The organism is Herbidospora sakaeratensis (genome assembly GCF_001570525.1).
Lineage (GTDB): Bacteria > Actinomycetota > Actinomycetes > Streptosporangiales > Streptosporangiaceae > Herbidospora > Herbidospora sakaeratensis.
Window position 1 is genome coordinate 338,377 of sequence record NZ_BBXC01000009.1, and the last position, 18,972, is coordinate 357,348.

Annotated in this window: 17 protein-coding genes; 10 read left to right on the top strand and 7 right to left on the bottom strand. The window is 71.6% G+C overall.

The window, feature by feature from the left end:
• Positions 1–33: 33 nt before the first annotated feature.
• Positions 34–942 carry a MerR family transcriptional regulator gene (locus AW271_RS11495; protein ID WP_062335731.1) on the bottom strand — a complete coding sequence of 303 codons (909 nt, stop codon included), beginning with the start codon at positions 940–942 and terminating at the stop codon, positions 34–36.
• 84 nt (positions 943–1,026) lie between these two features.
• Here AW271_RS11495 and AW271_RS11500 point away from each other — a divergent pair, with 84 nt between their 5' ends.
• The 4 genes from AW271_RS11500 to AW271_RS11515 all read left to right on the top strand — a co-directional run bounded on the left by AW271_RS11500 (position 1,027) and on the right by AW271_RS11515 (position 4,261).
• Positions 1,027–2,280: a cryptochrome/photolyase family protein gene (locus tag AW271_RS11500; protein WP_062335733.1), complete on the top strand. Its 1,254-nt coding sequence runs from the start codon at positions 1,027–1,029 to the stop codon at positions 2,278–2,280.
• A 71-nt stretch (positions 2,281–2,351) separates the two neighbouring features.
• Positions 2,352–3,500 carry an inorganic phosphate transporter gene (locus tag AW271_RS11505; RefSeq protein WP_062335735.1) on the top strand — a complete coding sequence of 383 codons (1,149 nt, stop codon included), beginning with the start codon at positions 2,352–2,354 and terminating at the stop codon, positions 3,498–3,500.
• Positions 3,497–3,697, top strand: coding sequence for a hypothetical protein (locus tag AW271_RS11510; RefSeq protein ID WP_062335737.1), 201 nt, complete (start codon positions 3,497–3,499; stop codon positions 3,695–3,697). Before AW271_RS11505 ends, AW271_RS11510 begins: the two co-directional genes overlap by 4 nt.
• A 24-nt stretch (positions 3,698–3,721) precedes the next feature.
• Entirely contained in the window at positions 3,722–4,261 is a 540-nt protein-coding gene (locus AW271_RS11515) for an MOSC domain-containing protein (protein ID WP_062335739.1), read from the top strand.
• 11 nt (positions 4,262–4,272) lie between these two features.
• On the opposite strand, the gene AW271_RS11520 is transcribed toward AW271_RS11515, so the two are convergent.
• The 4 genes from AW271_RS11520 to AW271_RS11535 form a co-directional block, all read right to left on the bottom strand.
• Entirely contained in the window at positions 4,273–4,557 is a 285-nt protein-coding gene (locus AW271_RS11520; protein WP_245653031.1) for a hypothetical protein, read from the bottom strand.
• Between the two features lie 62 nt (positions 4,558–4,619).
• A complete protein-coding gene (locus tag AW271_RS11525) occupies positions 4,620–5,297 on the bottom strand; it encodes a uracil-DNA glycosylase (RefSeq protein ID WP_062335744.1) in 678 nt (225 codons plus the stop codon).
• Positions 5,298–5,308: 11 nt separating this feature from the next.
• Entirely contained in the window at positions 5,309–7,015 is a 1,707-nt protein-coding gene (gene treS / locus AW271_RS11530; protein ID WP_062335746.1) for a maltose alpha-D-glucosyltransferase, read from the bottom strand.
• Between the two features lie 154 nt (positions 7,016–7,169).
• A complete protein-coding gene (locus AW271_RS11535) occupies positions 7,170–8,828 on the bottom strand; it encodes an asparagine synthetase B family protein (RefSeq protein WP_062335748.1) in 1,659 nt (552 codons plus the stop codon).
• A 144-nt stretch (positions 8,829–8,972) separates the two neighbouring features.
• Between AW271_RS11535 and AW271_RS11540 the strand changes: the two genes are divergently transcribed.
• Positions 8,973–10,952 (top strand): hypothetical protein, encoded by a 1,980-nt coding sequence (locus AW271_RS11540; protein WP_062335750.1) that lies wholly within the window; start codon positions 8,973–8,975, stop codon positions 10,950–10,952.
• On the opposite strand, the gene AW271_RS11545 is transcribed toward AW271_RS11540, so the two are convergent.
• Complete coding sequence (locus AW271_RS11545) at positions 10,902–11,726, bottom strand: PP2C family protein-serine/threonine phosphatase (protein ID WP_083976530.1); 825 nt, start codon at positions 11,724–11,726, stop codon at positions 10,902–10,904. The two genes, AW271_RS11540 and AW271_RS11545, sit on opposite strands and share 51 nt — an antisense overlap.
• 61 nt (positions 11,727–11,787) lie before the next feature.
• Between AW271_RS11545 and AW271_RS11550 the strand changes: the two genes are divergently transcribed.
• From AW271_RS11550 to AW271_RS11570, 5 genes are all read left to right on the top strand, one after another.
• Positions 11,788–13,506, top strand: a complete 1,719-nt coding sequence (locus tag AW271_RS11550) for an HsdM family class I SAM-dependent methyltransferase (protein WP_062335751.1) — start codon at positions 11,788–11,790, stop codon at positions 13,504–13,506.
• Between the two features lie 59 nt (positions 13,507–13,565).
• Positions 13,566–14,453, top strand: a complete 888-nt coding sequence (locus AW271_RS11555) for a serine/threonine-protein kinase (RefSeq protein WP_062335754.1) — start codon at positions 13,566–13,568, stop codon at positions 14,451–14,453.
• Positions 14,450–14,938, top strand: coding sequence for a hypothetical protein (locus AW271_RS11560; protein WP_062335756.1), 489 nt, complete (start codon positions 14,450–14,452; stop codon positions 14,936–14,938). Before AW271_RS11555 ends, AW271_RS11560 begins: the two co-directional genes overlap by 4 nt.
• Before the next feature lie 111 nt (positions 14,939–15,049).
• Positions 15,050–16,432: a diaminopimelate decarboxylase gene (lysA, locus tag AW271_RS11565; protein WP_062335758.1), complete on the top strand. Its 1,383-nt coding sequence runs from the start codon at positions 15,050–15,052 to the stop codon at positions 16,430–16,432.
• Complete coding sequence (locus AW271_RS11570; RefSeq protein WP_062335760.1) at positions 16,429–17,718, top strand: homoserine dehydrogenase; 1,290 nt, start codon at positions 16,429–16,431, stop codon at positions 17,716–17,718. The genes lysA and AW271_RS11570 overlap by 4 nt, the downstream gene beginning before the upstream one ends.
• Here AW271_RS11570 and AW271_RS11575 read toward each other — a convergent pair.
• A complete protein-coding gene (locus tag AW271_RS11575) occupies positions 17,687–18,928 on the bottom strand; it encodes an aminoglycoside phosphotransferase family protein (RefSeq protein WP_062335761.1) in 1,242 nt (413 codons plus the stop codon). The two genes, AW271_RS11570 and AW271_RS11575, sit on opposite strands and share 32 nt — an antisense overlap.
• Positions 18,929–18,972: the final 44 nt, after the last annotated feature.

The following is an 18,972-nucleotide window of genomic DNA, read 5'->3' on the forward strand; positions in this document are numbered from 1 at the left end:
AGGTGCAAGTGGTTCGACGGGAATATGCCCTGCTCAGCGCAGGACAGCGCAGATCGACGCGATGGCGTCGTCAAGAGATCGCAGGTGGACGACACCTGCGGGGAGATCACGCCACCCCGGCCCGCCCGCGAAGAGGCTGCACGCGGGGCGTAGCCGGGGCAGGTCGGCCAGCGGCGCGGCGTCGCCGGTGTCGGCCTGCTGCGACCACAGGAACACCGCGACCGGGGCGAGCCGCCGGATGGCGTCGGCGAGGGCGTCGTAGGGCATCCGGGCCCCCATGACGCGGCACTCCACCTGGTGTTCGACCGTCAGCGCGGCGGCCAGCGCGAACAGCGGGAGGCTGTGCTGCTCCTCCTCGGCGCAGGCCAGCAGGACCGGGCGCGGGCAGACGGGCGCGGCGGGCCGCTCGACCAGCGGGGCCAGGGCGGCCAGCACCCGTTCGGAGAACAGGTGCTCCAGATCGATGCCGGCGCCGGTGTCGTCCTGGCGGCGGGAGATCGCGGCGAAGACCGGGATGACCAGGTGGTCCCAGGTGTCGGCGACGCCGCGTTCGCGCAGCCAGTTCTCCAGGGCGGCGGTGACGAACCAGGAGTCGAGGGTGAGCGCGGCCCGCGCGACTTGGGCGGCGGAGTAGAGGGGCTCGTCCCACCCGGCGGCCGATCGCCGGGTCTCCCGGCTCCTGGTCGTCGAGCCGGGCCGCAGGATCTTGAGCGCCACCTCGGCCGCCTCGGCCGCCGGCGCGCCCGACCGCACCAGGCGGTGCATCTCCTCGATCCGGCGCACGTCGAGCTCGGTGTAGCGCCGGTGGCCGCCCGCGGTGCGCAGGCTCGGCCCCAGGCCGTAGCGCTGGTCCCAGGTGCGCAGGGTGGGGGCGGGCAGGCCGAAGCGCCGGGCTACCGCGCCGATGCCGTAGCTCGGGGCTGTCGGTTCCCGTTCCGGCACAGTCCCGTACCTCCTCACCCGTGCTTTCGGGCGCGGTCGTCGATCGGATGCAACCGGTCACGCGGAGTTCACGAAGGTACGGTCGTGCCGGATGTCATCATTCTCCTCTTCAACCGGGATCTCCGGGTCACCGATCACCCCGCGCTGCAGCAGGCGTGCCAGGACGCGCGCCAGGTGGTGCCCCTGTTCGTGATCGACCCGGCCATCCCGCCGCGCGGACGGGCCGGCTTCCTCATCGAGTGCCTGGACGACCTGCGCGCGTCGCTGCGGGAGAGGGGTGCCGACCTGGTGGTCCGGCGCGGCAACGTGGTCGCCGAGACGATGCGGATCGCGGCCGAGACCGGCGCCACCGCGATCTACACCAGCGGCGACGTCAGCGCGCTGGCCCGCAAGAGGGAGGGCCGCTTCCGGCGCGAGAACATCGAGTTCCGCACCTTCCCCGGCATCACGATCGTCCCGCCCGCCCAGCTCAAGCCCGTCACGGGCGACCACTACAAGGTCTTCACCCCCTACTTCCGCGCCTGGTCGGAGATCCGCTGGCGGTCGATCGCGGAGACCCCCGACACGATCGCGATGCCCGAGGTGCGGCCCGGCGACATCCCCCGCCCGCGCCGCAGGCCCCATCTGCCCGGCGGCGAACGCGAGGTGCGCCGCCGCCTCGACCTGTGGCTGCGCCACTGCCTGCGCGACTACGCCGCCGGCCACGACGACCTGGCCGGCGACCACACCTCCCGGCTCAGCCCCTACCTGCGGTTCGGCTGCGTCTCGCCGCTGGAGCTGGCCACCCGGTCGGGCGCGTCGGAGGAGTTCGTCCGGCAGCTCTGCTGGCGCGACTTCTACGCCCAGGTCGCGCTCGCCTTCCCGGGCCTGCCGCGGGAGGACTACCGGCCCGGCCGGCGCGAGTGGCGGCACGACAAGGAGGCCGAGGACGCCTGGCGCGAGGGCATGACCGGCGTGCCCATCGTCGACGCCGGGATGCGCCAGCTCGCCGCCGAGGGCTGGATGCACAACCGGGCCCGCATGATCGTCGCCTCGTTCCTGACCAAGACGCTCGGCATCGACTGGCGCGTCGGGGCCGACCACTTCGAGGAACTGCTGCTGGACGCCGACGTCCCGAACAACTACGGGAACTGGCAGTGGGTGGCCGGCACCGGCAACGACACCCGGCCCAACCGGGTGCTCAACCCCGTCCGCCAGGCCAAGAGGTTCGACAAGGACGGCGAGTACATCCGCCGCTACGTGCCCGAGCTGGCGAACATCCCGACGACGATGCTGCACGAGCCCTGGCGGGCGCCGTCGCCGATCCTGGGGTACACCGCTCCGATCTGGCGCGGTTAACACCCGATGAATAATCGGTCATTGACTGTCTTTGACGCATAAACGGGTCGGCCCGACATATATGTCGGGTTATGACTGGTGACCTGATTCTCCTGATCGTGGTCGTGATCACCGCGTTGTCGTTCGACTTCACCAACGGCTTCCACGACACCGCGAACGCCATGGCCACTTCGATCGCCACCGGAGCGCTGAAACCCAAGATCGCGGTCGGGTTGTCGGCGGTGCTGAACTTCGTCGGCGCGTTCCTGTCGCTGAAGGTGGCGGCCACGATCGCCACCGGGATCGTCGAGAGCGGGGCGATCACCCTCACCGTCGTGTTCGCCGGGCTGGTCGGCGGCCTCGCGTGGAATCTGGTGACCTGGTACTACGGCATCCCGTCGAGCTCCTCGCACGCCCTGATCGGCGGCGTCGTCGGCGCCACCCTGCTCGCGTCGGGCGTGAACGCCGTCAAAGGGGAGGGGCTGGTCTCCCACGTCATCGTCCCGGCCGTGCTCGCCCCGATCGCCGCCATCCTCGTGGCCACCATCGGCACCTACCTCGTGTACGTCCTGACCAGGAAGGTCGACGAGAGGACCCGCACCAAGGGCTTCAAGATCGGGCAGATCGGCTCGGCGTCGCTGGTGTCGCTCGCCCACGGCACCAACGACGCCCAGAAGACCATGGGCATCATCACCCTGGCCCTGATCGCCAACGGCACCATCACCCAGGACGCCGGCACCCCCTTCTGGGTGATCGTGTGCAGCGCCACCGCCATCGCCGCCGGCACCTACATCGGCGGCTGGCGGGTCATCCGCACCCTCGGCAAGGGCCTGACCGAGATCGAGACCCCGCAGGGCTTCGCGGCCGAGGCGTCGTCGGCGACGGTCATCCTGACCTCGACCCACTTCGGCTTCCCGCTCTCCACCACCCAGGTCTGCACCGGCTCGGTGATCGGCGCCGGCCTCGGCAAACGCCTCGCCCAGGTGCGCTGGAGCGTCGCGGCCCGCATGGGGGTGGCCTGGCTGATCACCCTCCCGGCCGCCGCCCTCGTCGGCGCCATCGCCTTCGGCGCGGCCCAGCTCATCGGCGGCGCCCTCGGCGTGATCGTCGTCTTCACGGCGGCCGTCGTCTTCGCCGCCCTGCTCTACGTGGCGTCCAGGAAGACGGCCGTGCACGCCGGGAACGTCAACGACGAGTGGGTCGGGCGCGGCACGCCCACCCAGGTGGGGACCCCGGTATGAGCTACATCGACGTCGACGCCCTCTGGCGGGTGCTGGTGGCCTCGCTCATCGGCGGCGTGGGCATCGCCGCGCTGTTCTCGGTCGGGCTGATCGGCGTATCGTCCGGCAGGGTGGCGGGCCGCGTCGCGGGCGGCGTCTGCTTCCTGCTCGTGGTCGCCGGCGTCCTGCTCGGCGTGTACGTCATGCTCGACAAGTAACGGACATCAAGGGAAGGACGCCGGGTGGGTTCCATCGAAGCGGTCAGCAGATCGGCGCAGTACACCTTCAGCAAGCCCAGCGAGGGCGTCATCAGGCTGATCGCCGGGCTCGGCGTCGAAGGCGACGCCCACTACGGCGAGAAGGTGCGCCACCGCAGCCGGATGGCCCGCACCCCCGACGCGCCCAACCTGCGCCAGGTCCACCTCGTGCACGCCGAACTCTTCGAGGAGCTCGCGGGCCGCGGCTTCGCCGTGGCGCCCGGCCAGATCGGCGAGAACGTGACCACCCGCGGCGTCGACCTGCTCGGCCTGCCCACGGGCACGCTGCTGCAGCTCGGCCCGGAGGCGGTGGTGGAGGTGACGGGGCTGCGCAACCCGTGCGTCCAGCTCGACGGGTTCCAGCCGGGCCTCATGAAGGCGGTGCTCGACCGCGACGACGACGGCGGGCTGGTGCGCAAGGCGGGGATCATGGGCGTCGTCGTGACGGGCGGCGAGATCCGCCCGGGAGACGAGATCAGGGTGACCCTGCCCGACGGGCCCCACCGGAAGCTGGAGCCCGTCTGACAGGTCGTGGCTCACACGTGGTCGTGGTCGTGCTCGTCCTCTTCGTCTTCAAGGGCGCCGTCCGACGGCTCGACACCCAGCATCGCCTCACGCGGCTCGACCTCGTCGATGTGCTCGACGAGGCTGAGCACGTGGTCGGGCTCGATCAGCCACTGCAGGGCGGCGGCGCCGGTCTCGTCCGCGTTCACCAGGTCGATCTGCTCCTGGCGCTCGGACTCCTCGAGGTCGGACTCCGGGCTGCGGATCTCCTTCAGCGCGGCGGCCTGGAGGGCGCCGACATCGGTGACTTCAACCACGAGATCCACCGTGAGACGGAGATAGCGTGCGGTATCCGTAACATCGCTCATGGTCGCAGATCCTAGGGGAGTTTCCAGTCGACAGGGGTCGCGCCCTGCCGCTCCAGCATCTCGTTGGCCTTGCTGAACGGCTTGGAGCCGAAGAAGCCGCTCCGGGCCGACAGCGGGCTCGGGTGGGCCGACTCGATGCACGGGACCTGGCCCAGCATCGGGCGCAGGTTCCGGGCGTCGCGGCCCCACAGGATGGCCACCAGCGGGCCGCCGCGCTCGACGAGCGCCTTGATGGCCTGTTCGGTGACCTCCTCCCAGCCCTTGCCCCGGTGGGAGGCCGGCTTGCCCGGCATCACCGTCAGGACGCGGTTGAGGAGCAGGACCCCGTTCTCGGTCCACGGGGTCAGGTCGCCGTTGGAGGGCTTGGGCAGGCCCAGGTCCTCCATCAGCTCGGTGTAGATGTTGCGGAGGCTTCCCGGGATCGGCCGGACGTCTTCGGCCACCGAGAAGCTGAGCCCGATCGGGTGCCCGGGGGTCGGGTAGGGGTCCTGACCCATGATGAGCACCCGCACGTCGGCGAAGGGCTGTTTGAAGGCCCGCAGCACGTTCTCGCCCGCGGGCAGGTACTGCCTGCCTTCCGCGATCTCATTCCGGAGGAAGTCGCCCATCTCGGCGATCTTGTCCGCGACCGGTTCGAGGGCCTTCGCCCAACCGGGTTCCACCAACTCGTTTAAGGGACGGCCTGCCATGCCGCGAAAGCCTAGTCCTCCCGCTCGGTGAGCGAGAACCAGAAGAAGCCGTGGGAGGGCAGCGTCAGCAGGTAGGGCAGGTCGCCGATCACCGGGAACGGCACGCCGCCGCGGCACTCGACGGGGGTCAGGCCGGTGAACCGGCGCAGGTCGAGTTCGACCGGCTGCGGGTGGCGGGACATGTTGTTGACGCACAACACCCGGTCGTCGCCGTCTTCGCGCAGGAAGGCCAGGATGGCGGGGTTGTGCGACCAGAGCTCGATGTACTCGCCGGTGCCGAAGACGGGATGCTCGCGGCGGATCTGGAGCATGCGGCGGGTGAAGTGGAGCAGCGAACTGGGGTTCTTCAGCTGGGCCTCGACGTTGACGGCCTGGAAGCCGTAGATCGGGTCCATGACCGTCGGCAGGTAGAGGCGGCCCGGGTCGGCCTTGGAGAAGCCGGCGTTGCGGTCGGGGCTCCACTGCATGGGGGTGCGGACGGCGTCGCGGTCCTCCAGCCAGATGTTGTCGCCCATGCCGATCTCGTCGCCGTAGTACATGACCGGGCTGCCCGGCATCGACAACAGCAGGGCGGTGAACAGCTCGATCTGGTCGCGGTCGTTCTCCAGCAGCGGGGCGAGGCGGCGCCGGATGCCGAGGTAGGCCCGCATGCGCGGGTCCTTGGCGTATTCGGCGTGCATGTAGTCGCGCTCTTCCTCGGTGACCGTCTCGAGGGTGAGCTCGTCGTGGTTGCGGAGGAAGATGCCCCACTGGGCGGTCTCGGGCAGCTTGGGGGTGCGCGACATGATCTCGGAGATCGGCTCGCGCGACTCGCGCCGCACGGCCATGAAGATGCGCGGCATGAGCGGGAAGTGGAAGGCCATGTGGCACTCGTCGCCGCCGACCGACGGGTCGCCGAAGTACTCGACGACGTCTTCGGGCCAGCCGTTGGCCTCGGCCAGCAGCACCCGGTCGGGGTAGAGGCGGTCGACCTCGGCGCGCACCCGCTTGAGGTAGGCGTGGGTCTCGGGCAGGCCGGAGCACTGGGTGCCCTCGCGCTCGAACAGGTAGGGGACCGCGTCGAGCCGGAAGCCGTCGACGCCGAGGTCGAGCCAGAAGCGCAGGACCTCCAGCATGGCCTCCTGGACGGCCGGGTTGTCGTAGTTGAGGTCGGGCTGGTGGTGGAAGAAGCGGTGCCAGTAGTACTGGCCGCGGACCGGGTCGTAGGTCCAGTTCGACTCTTCCGCGCCGACGAAGATGATCGGCACGCCCTCGTACGTCGTCGGGTCGTCGGTCCAGACGTAGAAGTCGCCGTAGGGGCCCGCAGGGTCGTGGCGGGAGGCCTGGAACCAGGGGTGGCGGTCGCTGGTGTGGTTCATCACCAGGTCGGTGATGACGCGCAGGCCGCGCTCGTGGGCCGCCTCGATCATGGCCACGAAGTCGGACAGGTCGCCGAACTCCGGGAGGATCTTGAGGTAGTCGCTGATGTCGTAGCCGCCGTCGCGGAGCGGGGACTCGTACAGGGGAAGGAGCCACAGGCAGTCGACGCCGAGCCACTGGAGGTAGTCGAGCTTGCCGACCAGGCCGCGCAGATCGCCGGTCCCGTCGCCGTTGGAATCGTGGAAGCCGCGGACGAGGATCTCGTAGAAGACGGCCTTCTTGTACCAGGCGGGGTCCTGTACTTCGAATTCCTCGATGGGCTCTGACACGGGTTCAGGGCAGGGCGCAGCCGCAGTCATCAGACCTCGCTCCACGGAAAATGAAAATAGGGAATGTCCGCAGCTCAGCGCGGCCTTCCGGAGAAGGTACCACCCGGTAGCCCCTGACAAAGAACGGTTACGTAGCCCTTACTTCGGGCTTTCCGTCGGTTGTCGATCGACTACGCCCCGTGGTCTAACGGGCGCTCCACGGAGGCGTGAGGTCGCCCAGCACCTCGTCGTAGTCGGTGAGCCAGGCGCCGAAGAGGGCCAGCCCGCGCAGCCAGAAGCGCGAGTTCCACGACCCGAACGCGGCCAGCGCGTCGGGGCCGTCCTCGACCACCTCGGCCATCTGGGGCGACAGCAGCCCGGGCACCCGGGCCACCCGGCGGAGCATGGCGTGGTTCCACTCGCGGGCCCAGACCGAGGCCGAGCGCAGCGGCACGCGGCGGTGCGGCAGGCCGCCGTTGGTCGACGGCAACGAGGCGACGCGGGGGTTGGCGGCCCAGAGGATCTCGCGGTAGAACCTGCCGCCCTCCTTGCGGCCGACCGGCACCGACAGGGCGGCGTCGAAGAAGCCGGGGTGCAGGAACGGGAAGACCGGCGTGGCCTCGGGGCCGACGAGGTTGACGGGGGAGCGGGCGATGCCCCGGGCGGTGCGGGTGTGCAGCACGCTCAGGGCCAGTTCGCTGCGGTGGCCGTTCAGCATCGAGGTGGCCTGCGCGAACGTGGTCTCGACGACGTCGTCCATCCAGGCGAGCGCGCCCTCGCCGAGCACCGGGATGTGCGCGTCGCCGGTGGTCATCGACTTCAGCAGCGCCTGGCGGCGTTCCAGCGGGGTCGTGGCGGCCGCGGCGGCCGACATCAGGAAGTTCTTCATCAGCGGGCCGCCGGCCAGGCCGTCGACCACGGGACGGCCGCCCTCGTGGACCTCGCGGGCGAACGGCGAGTACCAGGCGTGGTGGCTGGTCAGGAACTCCAGCCTGCGGGCGGCCCACAGGGCCTCGGCCGGGAAGTCGGCCGCGTTCTGGTCGACGACCCGGTGGGGGATGCCGAGCTCGCGGGTGACCGCGACGGCGAAGTCGATGTCGTTGTCGAGGCCGTCGTCGGGGCTGGTCGTCCACGAGACGACGTCCTTGCCCTGCGCCACGGCCACGCTCGCCAGCAGCCGCGAGTCGTAGCCGCCGCTGACGGGCACCAGCACCTTCTCGTACGGCTTCAGCGACTCGTGCAGCAGGCTGACGATGTCGTGGGCGGTCACCCCGTGGTCGAAGGGCTCCTCGCGCACCCAGCGGGGGGCCCGCTTGTCGACCGACAACCGCCGCCGGTCGCGCGACCACGACAGGGCGGTCGCCCCCGGCAGGCGCCTGACCTCGGCGTAGGGGGTGTCTTCGAGCAGCGGGTACGTCAGCTTGAGGATCGCCGCCCAGGCGTTCCAGTTCACCACGTAGGGCTTGCGCGCCAGCGCCAGCAGCGGCTCGATCAGGCCGGAGAAGTAGACCGCGTCGCCGTCGGTCAGGTAGTAGACGTCGATCAGGCCGAACGCGCCGGTGTGCAGGGTGACCGACGCGGGTTCGTCGATGAAGCCGGGGGCCTCGTAGTGCTCGGCCACGTGGAGCCAGTCGCCGCCGGCGATCGGGGTGCGGTCGCCCCACGAGAAGGCGGCCATGGTGGGCGAGGAGTCGTACATGGTGAGCGGGCCCGACGACAACACGGCGGCGTCACGGGTGACGTAGGCGGTCTCCACGTGGGGGCCCGACCGGGCCAGCAGGTCGAGCCGCTCCTGGGAGAAGGGCCCGAAGGCGCCACACACGTACGGCCTGGCCCGGAACGACGGCCACTCTCCCTTGCGCACCTCAGGTCCCTCCCCGATCGGTGGTTTCCGACGAGTTTACGGACGTCAGATGGACTCTTGGTGCCTTAATGACGGTTTCGATGCAGGTAGACCATGATCTGAGATTATGGTGACTGTCGCCGTTACCTGGAGGAGTGGGCGTTTATGAGTGAGCTGGAGAGCCTGCGGCGGGCGCTGGCACAGGCGGTCGAGAAGGCCGAGGGCGCCGCCGAACTGGCCCGTCTGCTCGCCGACTACCAGGCCCGGCTGGACGAGGCCGCCCGCACCGAGGCCGAGGCCCTCACCCGGGCCCGCGACGCCGAGACGGCCCGCAAGGCGGCCGAGAAGCAGGCCGACCGCCAGATCACCCAGCTCGCCAAGCAACTGGCCGAGCAGAAGTACCAGACCGCGGTGGCCGAGTGGAAGCTGGCCAAGCTCCAGGGCAACCGCTGGATCAAGATAGGGGAGGCCGTCCAGGCCAAGAAGCCCGGTTCGGTGGCCCGCGCGGTGCGGGCCTCCTCCCCGAACGCGGGCAAGGCCCCCAAGCGCACCGACTTCCCGGTCGAGAAGCCCGCCGTCCCGGAGAAGCCGGCCGCCGAGAAGGCGCCGCCGGTCGAGCCCGACCCCCGCGCCCCCCTGTTCTCCACGCCCCTCACGGAGTACTTCGCCGTGCCGAAGGGGCCGCTGACCCGGCCGTACATGACGGTCGCGGCGATCGTCGACCGGCGCACCGAGGCCCTGCTCCGCTACGAATGGCGGCAGGTCACCAACTTCGGCCCCGACGACTGGCCGAAGATGCTCGACGCCTACCGGCCCTCGATGTTGTTCGTCGAGTCGGTGCACGCCGGGCCGCGCCAGGGCAACGGCGGGCGCTGGCTCGACTCGATGGCGGGCAGGGACCGGGCGCTGCGCGACCTGGTGGAGGCGTGCAAGAAACGCGGGATCAAGACCGTCTTCTGGCACTCCGGCGGCTCGGTCGGCAAGGCGGTCCCGGTCGCCGAGCTGTTCGACCTGGTGCTGGCCACCACCGAGCAGCGGGCCCGCGAGTGGCGGGCGGCGCTGCGGCACGACCGCGTCCTGGTGCTGCCGCACAGCGTGCAGCCCCGGGTGCACAACACCTTCCGCGCCGAGGGCGGCCGGACCGGGGGCGTGGCCACGCTCGGCACGGCCGAGGGCGGCGGCCCGCTGCCCGCCCAGGGCGACGACAAGACCAGCTACGACGACTTCCTGACCGCCGTGCGCAGGGTCGAGGTGGTCGTCGCCGGGCCCGACGCGAGCGACCGCGAGATCGCCGAGATCGAGGCGTGCGGCACCCCGGTCGTCGCCACCGGCGCGGCCGAGCTCGCCGCCGACCCGCAGGAGCGCGACCGCCGGGCCCACCTGGCCTGGCGGGCGACCGTCCCGGTCACCGCCCGGCTGGAGCCGGTGTTCTCCGCCGCCGGCCTGCCCGACGTGCGCAACACCCAGGTGGTGACGGCGCTGGTGGCCGTACGCGACCAGATGGAGCTCGACCAGGCGATCACCCAGGTCGTCGGCCAGCGCCGGCGGCCCGACCAGCTGGTCGTGGTGGCCGAGGGCGTCGACGCGGGGGTGGTCGAGAAGACGGCCCGGCAGGCCATCGGGGCCCGCGAGGAGGGCTACAACAAGGGCGTGCTGCCCGAGCTGGTGGTCCGGACCACGCGGATGTCGACCCGGGGGGCCGCGCTGGCCCGCGCGCTGCTGCTGGCCGACGGCGACTACGTGGCCGTGATCGACCCGCGCGACCTCTACGGCGAGCACTACCTGGCCGACTCGCTGCGCCGGTTCGCCGAGGTCGAGACCGAGATCGTCGGCAAGGCCGCGTTCTACGCCCACGCGGCCGGGGCGACCCTGCTGCGCCAGCCCGACGCCGAGTTCCGCTTCCTGCCCGAGCTCGGCGGCGGCACCATCGTGTCCCGCCGGTCGGTGCTGGTCGACCTCGGCATCGCCGACCTCAGCGAGGAGTGGGACGAGACGCTGATGCGGCAGTGCCGCTCCGGCGGGATCCGGGTCTACTCGGGCGACCGCTTCTCCTACGTGTGCGTGCGCGCCCGCGCGGAGGGCCGCCTGTTCGGCTCAGCTCGTCTGGAGGGGTACGTCCCCGCCGGTCCCCTCGCCCTGATCTAGCCCTTGATCGGCCGACGCCGACCCGACCATGATGGGATGTCCGTCGCCGTGCCCGCCCGCCACGACGTCGGCCACGACACAGGTGATGTTGTCGGGGCCGCCGCCCCGGTTGGCCAGGTCGACGAGGGTCGTGACCAGCTGGTCGAGGTCGGCGACGGAGGTGAGCAACTCGTGCAGCGTCTCGGGCGACACCACGCCCGCCAGGCCGTCGGAGCACAGCAGGTAGCGGTCGCCCGCGAAGGCGGCCCGGTGCGACACGTCGGGGCTCACGTTGCCGGTGCTCTCCAGGGCCCGCATCAGCATCGACCGGCGCGGGTGCTCGGCCGCCTGCTCGGGGGTCATCCGGCCGTCGTCGACGAGCGACTGCACCAGCGTGTGGTCGTGGGTGATCTGGTAGAGCACGCCGTCGCGCAGCATGTAGCCGCGCGAGTCGCCCACGTGGGCCAGGGCGAAGCCGCTGCCGTCCCACAACATCGCGGTCAGGGTGGTGCCCATGCCGTTGAGCGCCGGGTTGGCGTCGGCCATGCCCTTCAGGGTCTGCGCCGCCTGCTGGATGGCGCCTTCGAGCGCGACCACGGGGTCGCCGTCGAGGTGGGCGCCGGACAGCACGCGGATCGCGGTGGCGCTGGCCACCTGGCCGTAGTTGTGGCCGCCCATGCCGTCGGCGACGACCAGCAGGCGGGAGGAGGCGTAGGCGGCGTCCTCGTTCTCCGGGCGGCGCTGGCCGACGTCGGAACGGGCGGCGTACCGGAGGCTCAGCGTGCTGTGGTTCATGTCCACAGTAAAACATTGGTTGAAGCACTTCACAAGTGGACGCTTCGTGTAGAGTAACCACGTGACTTACGTGAACGCCGGTGACATCGCCCGCCTCGCCGACGTCGGCCGGGCCGCGGTGTCCAACTGGCGTCGCCGTCACGACGACTTCCCCCAGCCGGTCGGCGGAACCGCCGCCAGCCCGCTGTTCTCGCTGACCGAGGTCGAGGAATGGCTGCGCCGCAACGGCAAGCCGTTCTCGTTGTCGGCCGCCGACCTGGCCTGGCAGCGTCTCCGGGCCAGCGGCGATGACCTGAGGCTAGGGGAGCTGGTGGCGGCCGCGGGCGATTTCCTCGAAGGGCGTCCGTCGGCGTTGCCCCGCGAGGTCACCCAGCTGGTCGCCGGGCTGGCCGAGGAGCGCGGGCGGCTGGAGGCCTTCGAGTTCCTCTGCGAGCGCTACGTCGAGGCCCACTCGCGCCAGCTCGCGATCACCCCGCCCGACCTGGCCGACCTGATGGTGCGCCTGTCGGGCGGCGGGGTGCTGCTCGACCCCGCCTGCGGCCTGGGCACCCTGCTGCTGACGGCGAAGGCCGCGCGGGCCCAGGACGTCTCCGGTTCCGCGGCCCGGATCGCGGCCACGCGGCTGCGGATGCGGGGGGTGGCGGCGACCGTGCGGACCGGCGACTCGCTGCGGGCCAACGGGCTGCCCGGCGGCGCCGACGCGGTCGTCTGCGACCCGCCCTTCAACGAGCGGACCTGGGGCTACGAGGAGCTCACCGCCGACCCGCGCTGGGAGTTCGGCCTGCCGCCGCGCGGCGAGCCCGAGCTCGCCTGGGTGCAACACTGCCTCAGCCGGGTCCGGGCCGGGGGCACGGTGACCGTCCTGATGCCGCCCGCCGCCGCCGCCCGCCGCCCCGGCCGCCGGATCCGGTCGAACCTGCTGCGCGCCGGGGTGCTCCGGGCCGTGATCGCGGCCGGTTCCAGCGACATCTGGTTGCTGCGCCGCCCCGAGCCGGGGGAGCGCACCCCGTCGCGCGTGCTGCTCTACGACGCCGCCGGAGACCTCGCCACGGTCGAACCGGCCTGGCGCGACTTCCAGGAGTCCGGCCGGGGCGGCACCGAGGTCATCGACCTGCTCGACGACGAGGTCGACGTCAGCCCGCTGCGGTTCGGCGGCGCGGCCGGGCCGCCCGACTACTCCGGCGCCCGCGACCGCTTCACCGCCGCCGTCGACGGCCTGGCCGGCGCCCTGCCCGACCTCGCGCCCGCCGACCCGCCGCGCGACCCGCCGATGACGACCATCGCCGAACTGGCCCGGGGCGGCTCGGTGGCCATCCACCACTCCTCGGCCCGCCTCGGCTCGGGCGACCAGCCGGTCCTGACGGCCGACGACCTGGCCGGGGGCGGCCCGCCCACCGGCTGGGCCGAGCCCGGCCCCGCGCTGGTCATGATCGAGCCGGGTGACGTGGTCGCCACCCCGACCGGCCTGGTCCGCGTCGTGACCGAGATCGGCTGGGCCCTCGGCCCCCAGCTCACCCTCTACCGGGTCGACCCGGCCCGCCTGGACGCCGACTTCCTGGCCGGCTTCCTGCGCGCCGGTTCGAGCCTGTCGCGCGGCGCCAGCCGCCTCGACGCCCGCCGCACCAAGGTCCCCCGGCTGCCGCTGGCCGAACAGCGCGAATACGGCCGCTCCTTCCGCCGCCTCGCCGACCTCGACACCGCCCTCCACGAGGCCGGGAGAAGAGGCCAGGAACTCATCCGCCTGGCTCTGGACGGTTTGGCGGCCGGACATCTGCGATGAAAGCGGGAGCCGGGGTGGAGACGGGTCGACCGGCCGTACATCTGCAATAAAGTTGCGGCATGGTCATCGGTGACCGCTATGAACTGGACGACCTCCCGCTCGGCCAGGGCGGGATGGGCGCCGTCTACGGCGGCCACGACAGACATCTCGACCGCAAGGTGGCGGTCAAGTTCCTCCGTCCCCCCGGCGGGCCCGACCGGGAGCTGGAGCGCCGGTTCATCCGCGAGGCCCGCATCCTGGCCCGGCTCGACCATCCCGGCGCGCCGGTGCTCTACGACTTCGGCACCCACGAGCAGCGGCTCTTCCAGGTGATGCAGTTCATCGAGGGCGTCACCGTGGCCGACGTGGTCAGCGAGCACGGGCCGCTGCCGGTCCCGTGGGCCGCCGCCATCGCCGCCCAGGCGTGCGCCGTGTTGTCGGCCGCCCACACGTTGTCGATCTGCCACCGCGACCTCAAGCCGACCAACCTGATGCTCTGCCCCGACGGCACGGTCAAGGTGCTCGACTTCGGCCTGGCCATCCTGCGCGAGGCCGACGCCGGGCAGTTCACCCGGACCGGCCAGATCCTCGGCACCCCCGCCTACATGGCCCCCGAGCAGATCAAACGCGGCGTGGCCGACCCCCGCAGCGACCTCTACGCCCTCGGCTGCGTGCTGCACGAGATGCTCACCGGCCGCCAGCTCTTCACCGGCCCGACCGACTACGCCGTCTACGAACGCCAGGTCAAGGAGCGCCCGCCGAGGGTGCGCGACATCCCGGCCGGGCTGGCGGACCTGGTCGGGTCGCTGCTGGAGAAGTCGCCCGACCAGCGCCCGCAGACCGCCGACGCGCTCTACACCGACCTCCAGCGCTACGCCGTCGACCTCCCGGCCCTGCCGGGCTTCCTGACGGCCGCGGTCGCGCCGACCCGGATGTACGCTCGCGTGGTCGGCCGGGTGCCCGGATGATCCCGGTCGGCGACTGGGCGAACGAGGCGACCTACCTCGTCCGGGGCGAGCTGGTCATCGGGGAGTATCCCTGGGACCAAATCGCCAAGGTTCCGGAAAACCTGGCCGCCGAGACCTGGCCCGACTTCCCCCGCACCTGGGCCAACCCCGGTTTCGTGGTCCGCTACGCGTACGCCCGCGCCCGCTGGGCGCATCGGTGGGCGGAGGGCGCCGACCCCGAGTGGGAGTCGCTGCCCGCCGAGTGGAGGGCCGTGGTGCGGCTGCTCGCGGAACTGCCCAGTCGTTCGCGGAGCCGTAAAGGAAAGTGGAGGACCTTCGCCGAGCACCTCGCCGCGGGTTATCACGACGCGTTCGAGGCCGCGAACCCCCTGCCAAGGGGGGACGCGGCCTTCACGGGAACGTCGGCGGCGCGGGTCGCGACGGGCGACGCGGTCGCGGCGGTGCTCGCGGCGATCAGCGCGGAGCGGTTGCCCGAGAGGATCTAGGAGATCTTCCGGACATGATGGGACTGGACGACCGTATTTCCACTTTTCGTCACGTCTCGCTACGTGAGCACCTGTCTCGGGAGACACCCCGAGTCGGATAGCCTGCTTCGGGTGAGTCGATTCGCCCATCCCGCCGGTGACCGGCATGCCGAGGTGCTCCCGGAGGACCGTCCTCCCCATGCGCCCGCCGACCTGAACTCCATCGACCCGGTCATCTGGCCGCGAACGTCCGAGCGGATTGCGGGATCGCTCACGATCGGCGGGCTCGACGTCCGTGACCTGGCGAAAGAGTTCGGAACGCCGCTCTACGTCCTCGACGAGCACGACTTCCGGGCCCATGCCGTCGACTTCCGGCAGGCCTTCCACGACGGCGAGGTCCACTACGCCGGCAAGGCGTTCCTGTGCCGCGAGGTCGCCCGGTGGATCATGCAGGAGGGCCTCGGCCTCGACGTGTGCAGCGCCGGTGAGCTCGCCGTCGCGCTGAGCGTCGGCTTCCCGCCCGACCGCATCACCATGCACGGCAACAACAAGTCGATCGCCGAGCTCGAGAAGGCCGTCACCGTCGGGGTCGGCCACGTCGTCGTCGACTCCTTCGAGGAGATCGCCCGCCTCGGCTACCTGGCCGAGAAGCACGGCGCCCGGCCCAAGGTGCTGATCCGCGTCACGGTCGGCGTCGAGGCCCACACCCACGAGTTCATCGCCACCGCCCACGACGACCAGAAGTTCGGCCTGTCGCTGAGCAGCGGCGCCGCCGCCGAGGCCGCCCGCCGCATCCTCGCCATGCCGTCGCTGGAGCTCGTCGGCCTCCACAGCCACATCGGCTCCCAGATCACCGACACCGCCGGGTTCGAGGTCGCCGCCCGGCGGCTGGCCACCCTGCTGGTGCAGATCCGCGACGAACACGGCGTCGTGCTGCCCGAGCTCGACCTCGGCGGCGGCTACGGCATCCCCTACGTCGACGGCGACGAGTCGCCCGACATGAAGGTCATCGCCGACGCGCTGCGCGAGATCGTCACGACCGTCTGCCAGGGCAAGGGCCTGCCGGTCCCGCGCCTCACCGTCGAGCCCGGCCGCTCGATCGTCGGCACCGCCGGGGTGACGCTCTACGAGGTCGGCACGGTCAAGGACGTCGAAGGCCTGCGCACCTACGTCTCGGTCGACGGCGGCATGAGCGACAACGTCCGCACCGCCCTCTACGGCGCCGACTACACCGCCCGTCTGGCCTCCCGCGAGAGCACCGCCGGGCCGATGTTGTCGCGCCTGGTCGGCAAGCACTGCGAGAGCGGCGACATCGTGGTCCGCGATCTCTACCTGCCCGCCGACCTGGTGCCCGGCGACCTGATCGCGGTGGCCGGCACCGGCGCCTACTGCCGCTCGCTGGCCAGCAACTACAACTACCTGCCCAAGCCCGCGGTCGTCGCGGTCGCCGGCGGCAAGGCACGAGTCATCGTGGCGCGCGAGACCGAAGAAGATTTGCTCAGGGGGCAGTTGTGAGTAAACCCGTCAAAGTGGCGCTCCTGGGCTGCGGCGTCGTCGGCTCCCAGGTCGCCCGCCTGCTCCACGAGCAGGCCGACGACCTGGCCGCCCGGGTGGGCGCGCCGCTGGAGCTCGCCGGGGTGGCCGTCCGCAAGATGAGCCGCAAACGCGACGTCGACCTCGACCCCGCGCTGCTCACCACCGACGCCCACGCCCTGGTCACCCGCCCCGACGTCGACGTCGTCGTCGAGGTGATCGGCGGCATCGAGCCCGCCCGCAGCCTGATCCTGGCCGCCATGGCCGAGGGCAAGTCGATCGTCTCGGCCAACAAGGCCCTGCTCGCCGAAGACGGCGCGACCCTCCACGCCGCCAACCAGGCCGACCTCTACTTCGAGGCCGCCGTCGCCGGGGCGATCCCGCTGATCCGCCCGCTGCGCGAGTCGCTGGCCGGCGACCGGGTCCACCGGGTGCTCGGCATCGTCAACGGCACGACCAACTACATCCTCGACAAAATGGACTCCACCGGCGCCTCGTTCACCGACGCGCTGGAGGAGGCCCAGTCGCTCGGCTACGCCGAGGCCGACCCGACCGCCGACATCGAGGGCTTCGACGCCGCCGCCAAGGCCGCCATCCTGGCCGGGATCGCCTTCCACAGCCGGGTCACCGCGGCCGACGTCCACCGCGAGGGCATCACCGAGGTGTCCGCCTCCGACGTCGCCTCGGCCAAGGCCATGGGCTACGTGATCAAGCTGCTGGCGATCTGCGCCCGCTCCGACGACGGCCGGACCATCGGCGTGCGGGTGCATCCCGCGATGATCCCGCGCACCCACCCGCTGGCCGGGGTCCGCGAGGCGTACAACGCCGTGTTCGTCGAGGCCGAGTCGGCGGGCCGCCTCATGTTCTACGGCGCCGGCGCCGGTGGCGCGCCGACCGCCTCCGCGGTCCTGGGCGACATCGTCGCGGTCGCGCGCAACCGCATCGCCGGCACCCGGGGTCCGTCCGAGTCCGTGTACGCCGACCTGGCCGTCCACCCCATGGGCGAGACGGTGACCCGCTACCACGTGTCGCTCGACGTCGCCGACAAGCCGGGCGTGCTCGCGACCGTGGCCGAGATGTTCTCCCGCCACGACGTGTCGATCCAGACCGTCCGCCAGGAGGGCCGGGGCGACGACGCCCAGCTCGTGCTGGTCACCCACCGGGCCTCCGACGCGGCGTTGTCGTCGACGGTCGAGGGCCTGCGCGAGCTCGACATCGTGCGCGCGGTGGCCAGCGTCATGCGGGTCGAAGGCGACGAAGCGCCTTAACCGCTTCGACCAGCGCTTCTTCGGGGTCGCCGGCGTGATAGCGGCGTTCGGAGGGCTCGATGCCGTCCAGGAACTCCTGGTACCGCACGGCCTGCCCGAGCGCCGCCAGCGGCGCGGCGACCTCCAGCGCCCGTCGCGGGTCTGCCCCCGGCAGCGACCAGGCGTCGACCCATGCCTCGGCGTCGCCGGTCCACTCCTTCAGCCGCAACCCGTCGGCGGCCGGATGCCCGACATGCGCGTCGGCGAAGTCCAGCACCACGGCCGGGCCGCCGGGCACCGCTCGCCAGTTGCCCGGGTGGAAATCTCCATGAACCAGCGTGTACGGAATCCCGCAGGCCGCCAGCTCCTCCTCCAGGGCGGGAACCCGCTCCAGCAGTTCGTCTGACCCGGGGACGTGGGGGAGCCGCCCGGTGGCGGCGAGCATGCTCCGCCGATCGGTCAGCCCCGGCGGGGCCTGCCGTGAGCCGATCGCCTCGGGCCTGGACGCCTGCATTCCGGTGCTGATCTCCTGCTGGGCCCGCGCGAACCGGCGGACCGTCTCCCGCACCAGGCCGGGGGCCGCCTTCCAGCAGTCCTGGCCCGGGATGTGCTCCAGCAACATCCAGCCACGGGCGGGATCAGCGCCCAGCACCGTGGGGACCAGCGTGGGATCCACCTCGGCCAGGGCGGCGATGATCGACGCCTCGGGGGCGGCGAACGGGGGAGTGGTCTTCAGCCAGGCGTTGACGTTCGGCAGGTGGAAGAGCCCGGCCAGGTTCCAGGTCTTGACCTGCCGGATCTCGCTCGGCCCCGTGATGGCCAGCGCCCAGTCGAGGGCCGCGCGCAGCCCTTCACGGGTGGCCCACGATGCCCGGAGCGGTTCCTGGTTCCAAAGGCGACTCCGCACCTCGGCCGGAACGCCGGACATCGCGCCGCCGACGGAGTGTTCCCTCGACTCAGCGGCGGCCTTGAAGCGGTTCGGCGGGTTCGGGGGCTGGTGGGCCGGGGGCTCCTCCAGGAGTTCCGCATGATAGGTCGCGTGGCCGTCGCGCATCATGGCGCCGCCCTGCACGTCGAGCAGTCGCAGGACCACGACCGGCGCGCCCGCTTCGCCGGAGAGCCAGGCCGTCACGGGCGCGACGTCGTTCCACCACGGGGAGGGCATGTCGGCCGGGCCGAACCGGCCGTGCACCCTGTCGCCGCTGGTCACCACGGCGCTCGCCTGACGCATCCGGACAGTCTGCCATTTGCGCGGCTTGCGGGGCTTACGACAAG

Excerpts from the sequence above, each read along its gene's own strand:
- AW271_RS11545 (WP_083976530.1), bottom strand. The coding sequence starts at position 11,726 with ATGAACCACAGCACGCTGAGCCTCCGGTACGCCGCCCGTTCCGACGTC.
- AW271_RS11555 (WP_062335754.1), top strand. The coding sequence starts at position 13,566 with ATGGTCATCGGTGACCGCTATGAACTGGACGACCTCCCGCTCGGCCAG.
- AW271_RS11575 (WP_062335761.1), bottom strand. The coding sequence starts at position 18,928 with ATGCGTCAGGCGAGCGCCGTGGTGACCAGCGGCGACAGGGTGCACGGC.
- AW271_RS11560 (WP_062335756.1), top strand. The coding sequence starts at position 14,450 with ATGATCCCGGTCGGCGACTGGGCGAACGAGGCGACCTACCTCGTCCGG.
- AW271_RS11510 (WP_062335737.1), top strand. The coding sequence starts at position 3,497 with ATGAGCTACATCGACGTCGACGCCCTCTGGCGGGTGCTGGTGGCCTCG.
- AW271_RS11505 (WP_062335735.1), top strand. The coding sequence starts at position 2,352 with ATGACTGGTGACCTGATTCTCCTGATCGTGGTCGTGATCACCGCGTTG.
- treS (WP_062335746.1), bottom strand. The coding sequence starts at position 7,015 with ATGACTGCGGCTGCGCCCTGCCCTGAACCCGTGTCAGAGCCCATCGAG.
- AW271_RS11540 (WP_062335750.1), top strand. The coding sequence starts at position 8,973 with ATGAGTGAGCTGGAGAGCCTGCGGCGGGCGCTGGCACAGGCGGTCGAG.
- AW271_RS11525 (WP_062335744.1), bottom strand. The coding sequence starts at position 5,297 with ATGGCAGGCCGTCCCTTAAACGAGTTGGTGGAACCCGGTTGGGCGAAG.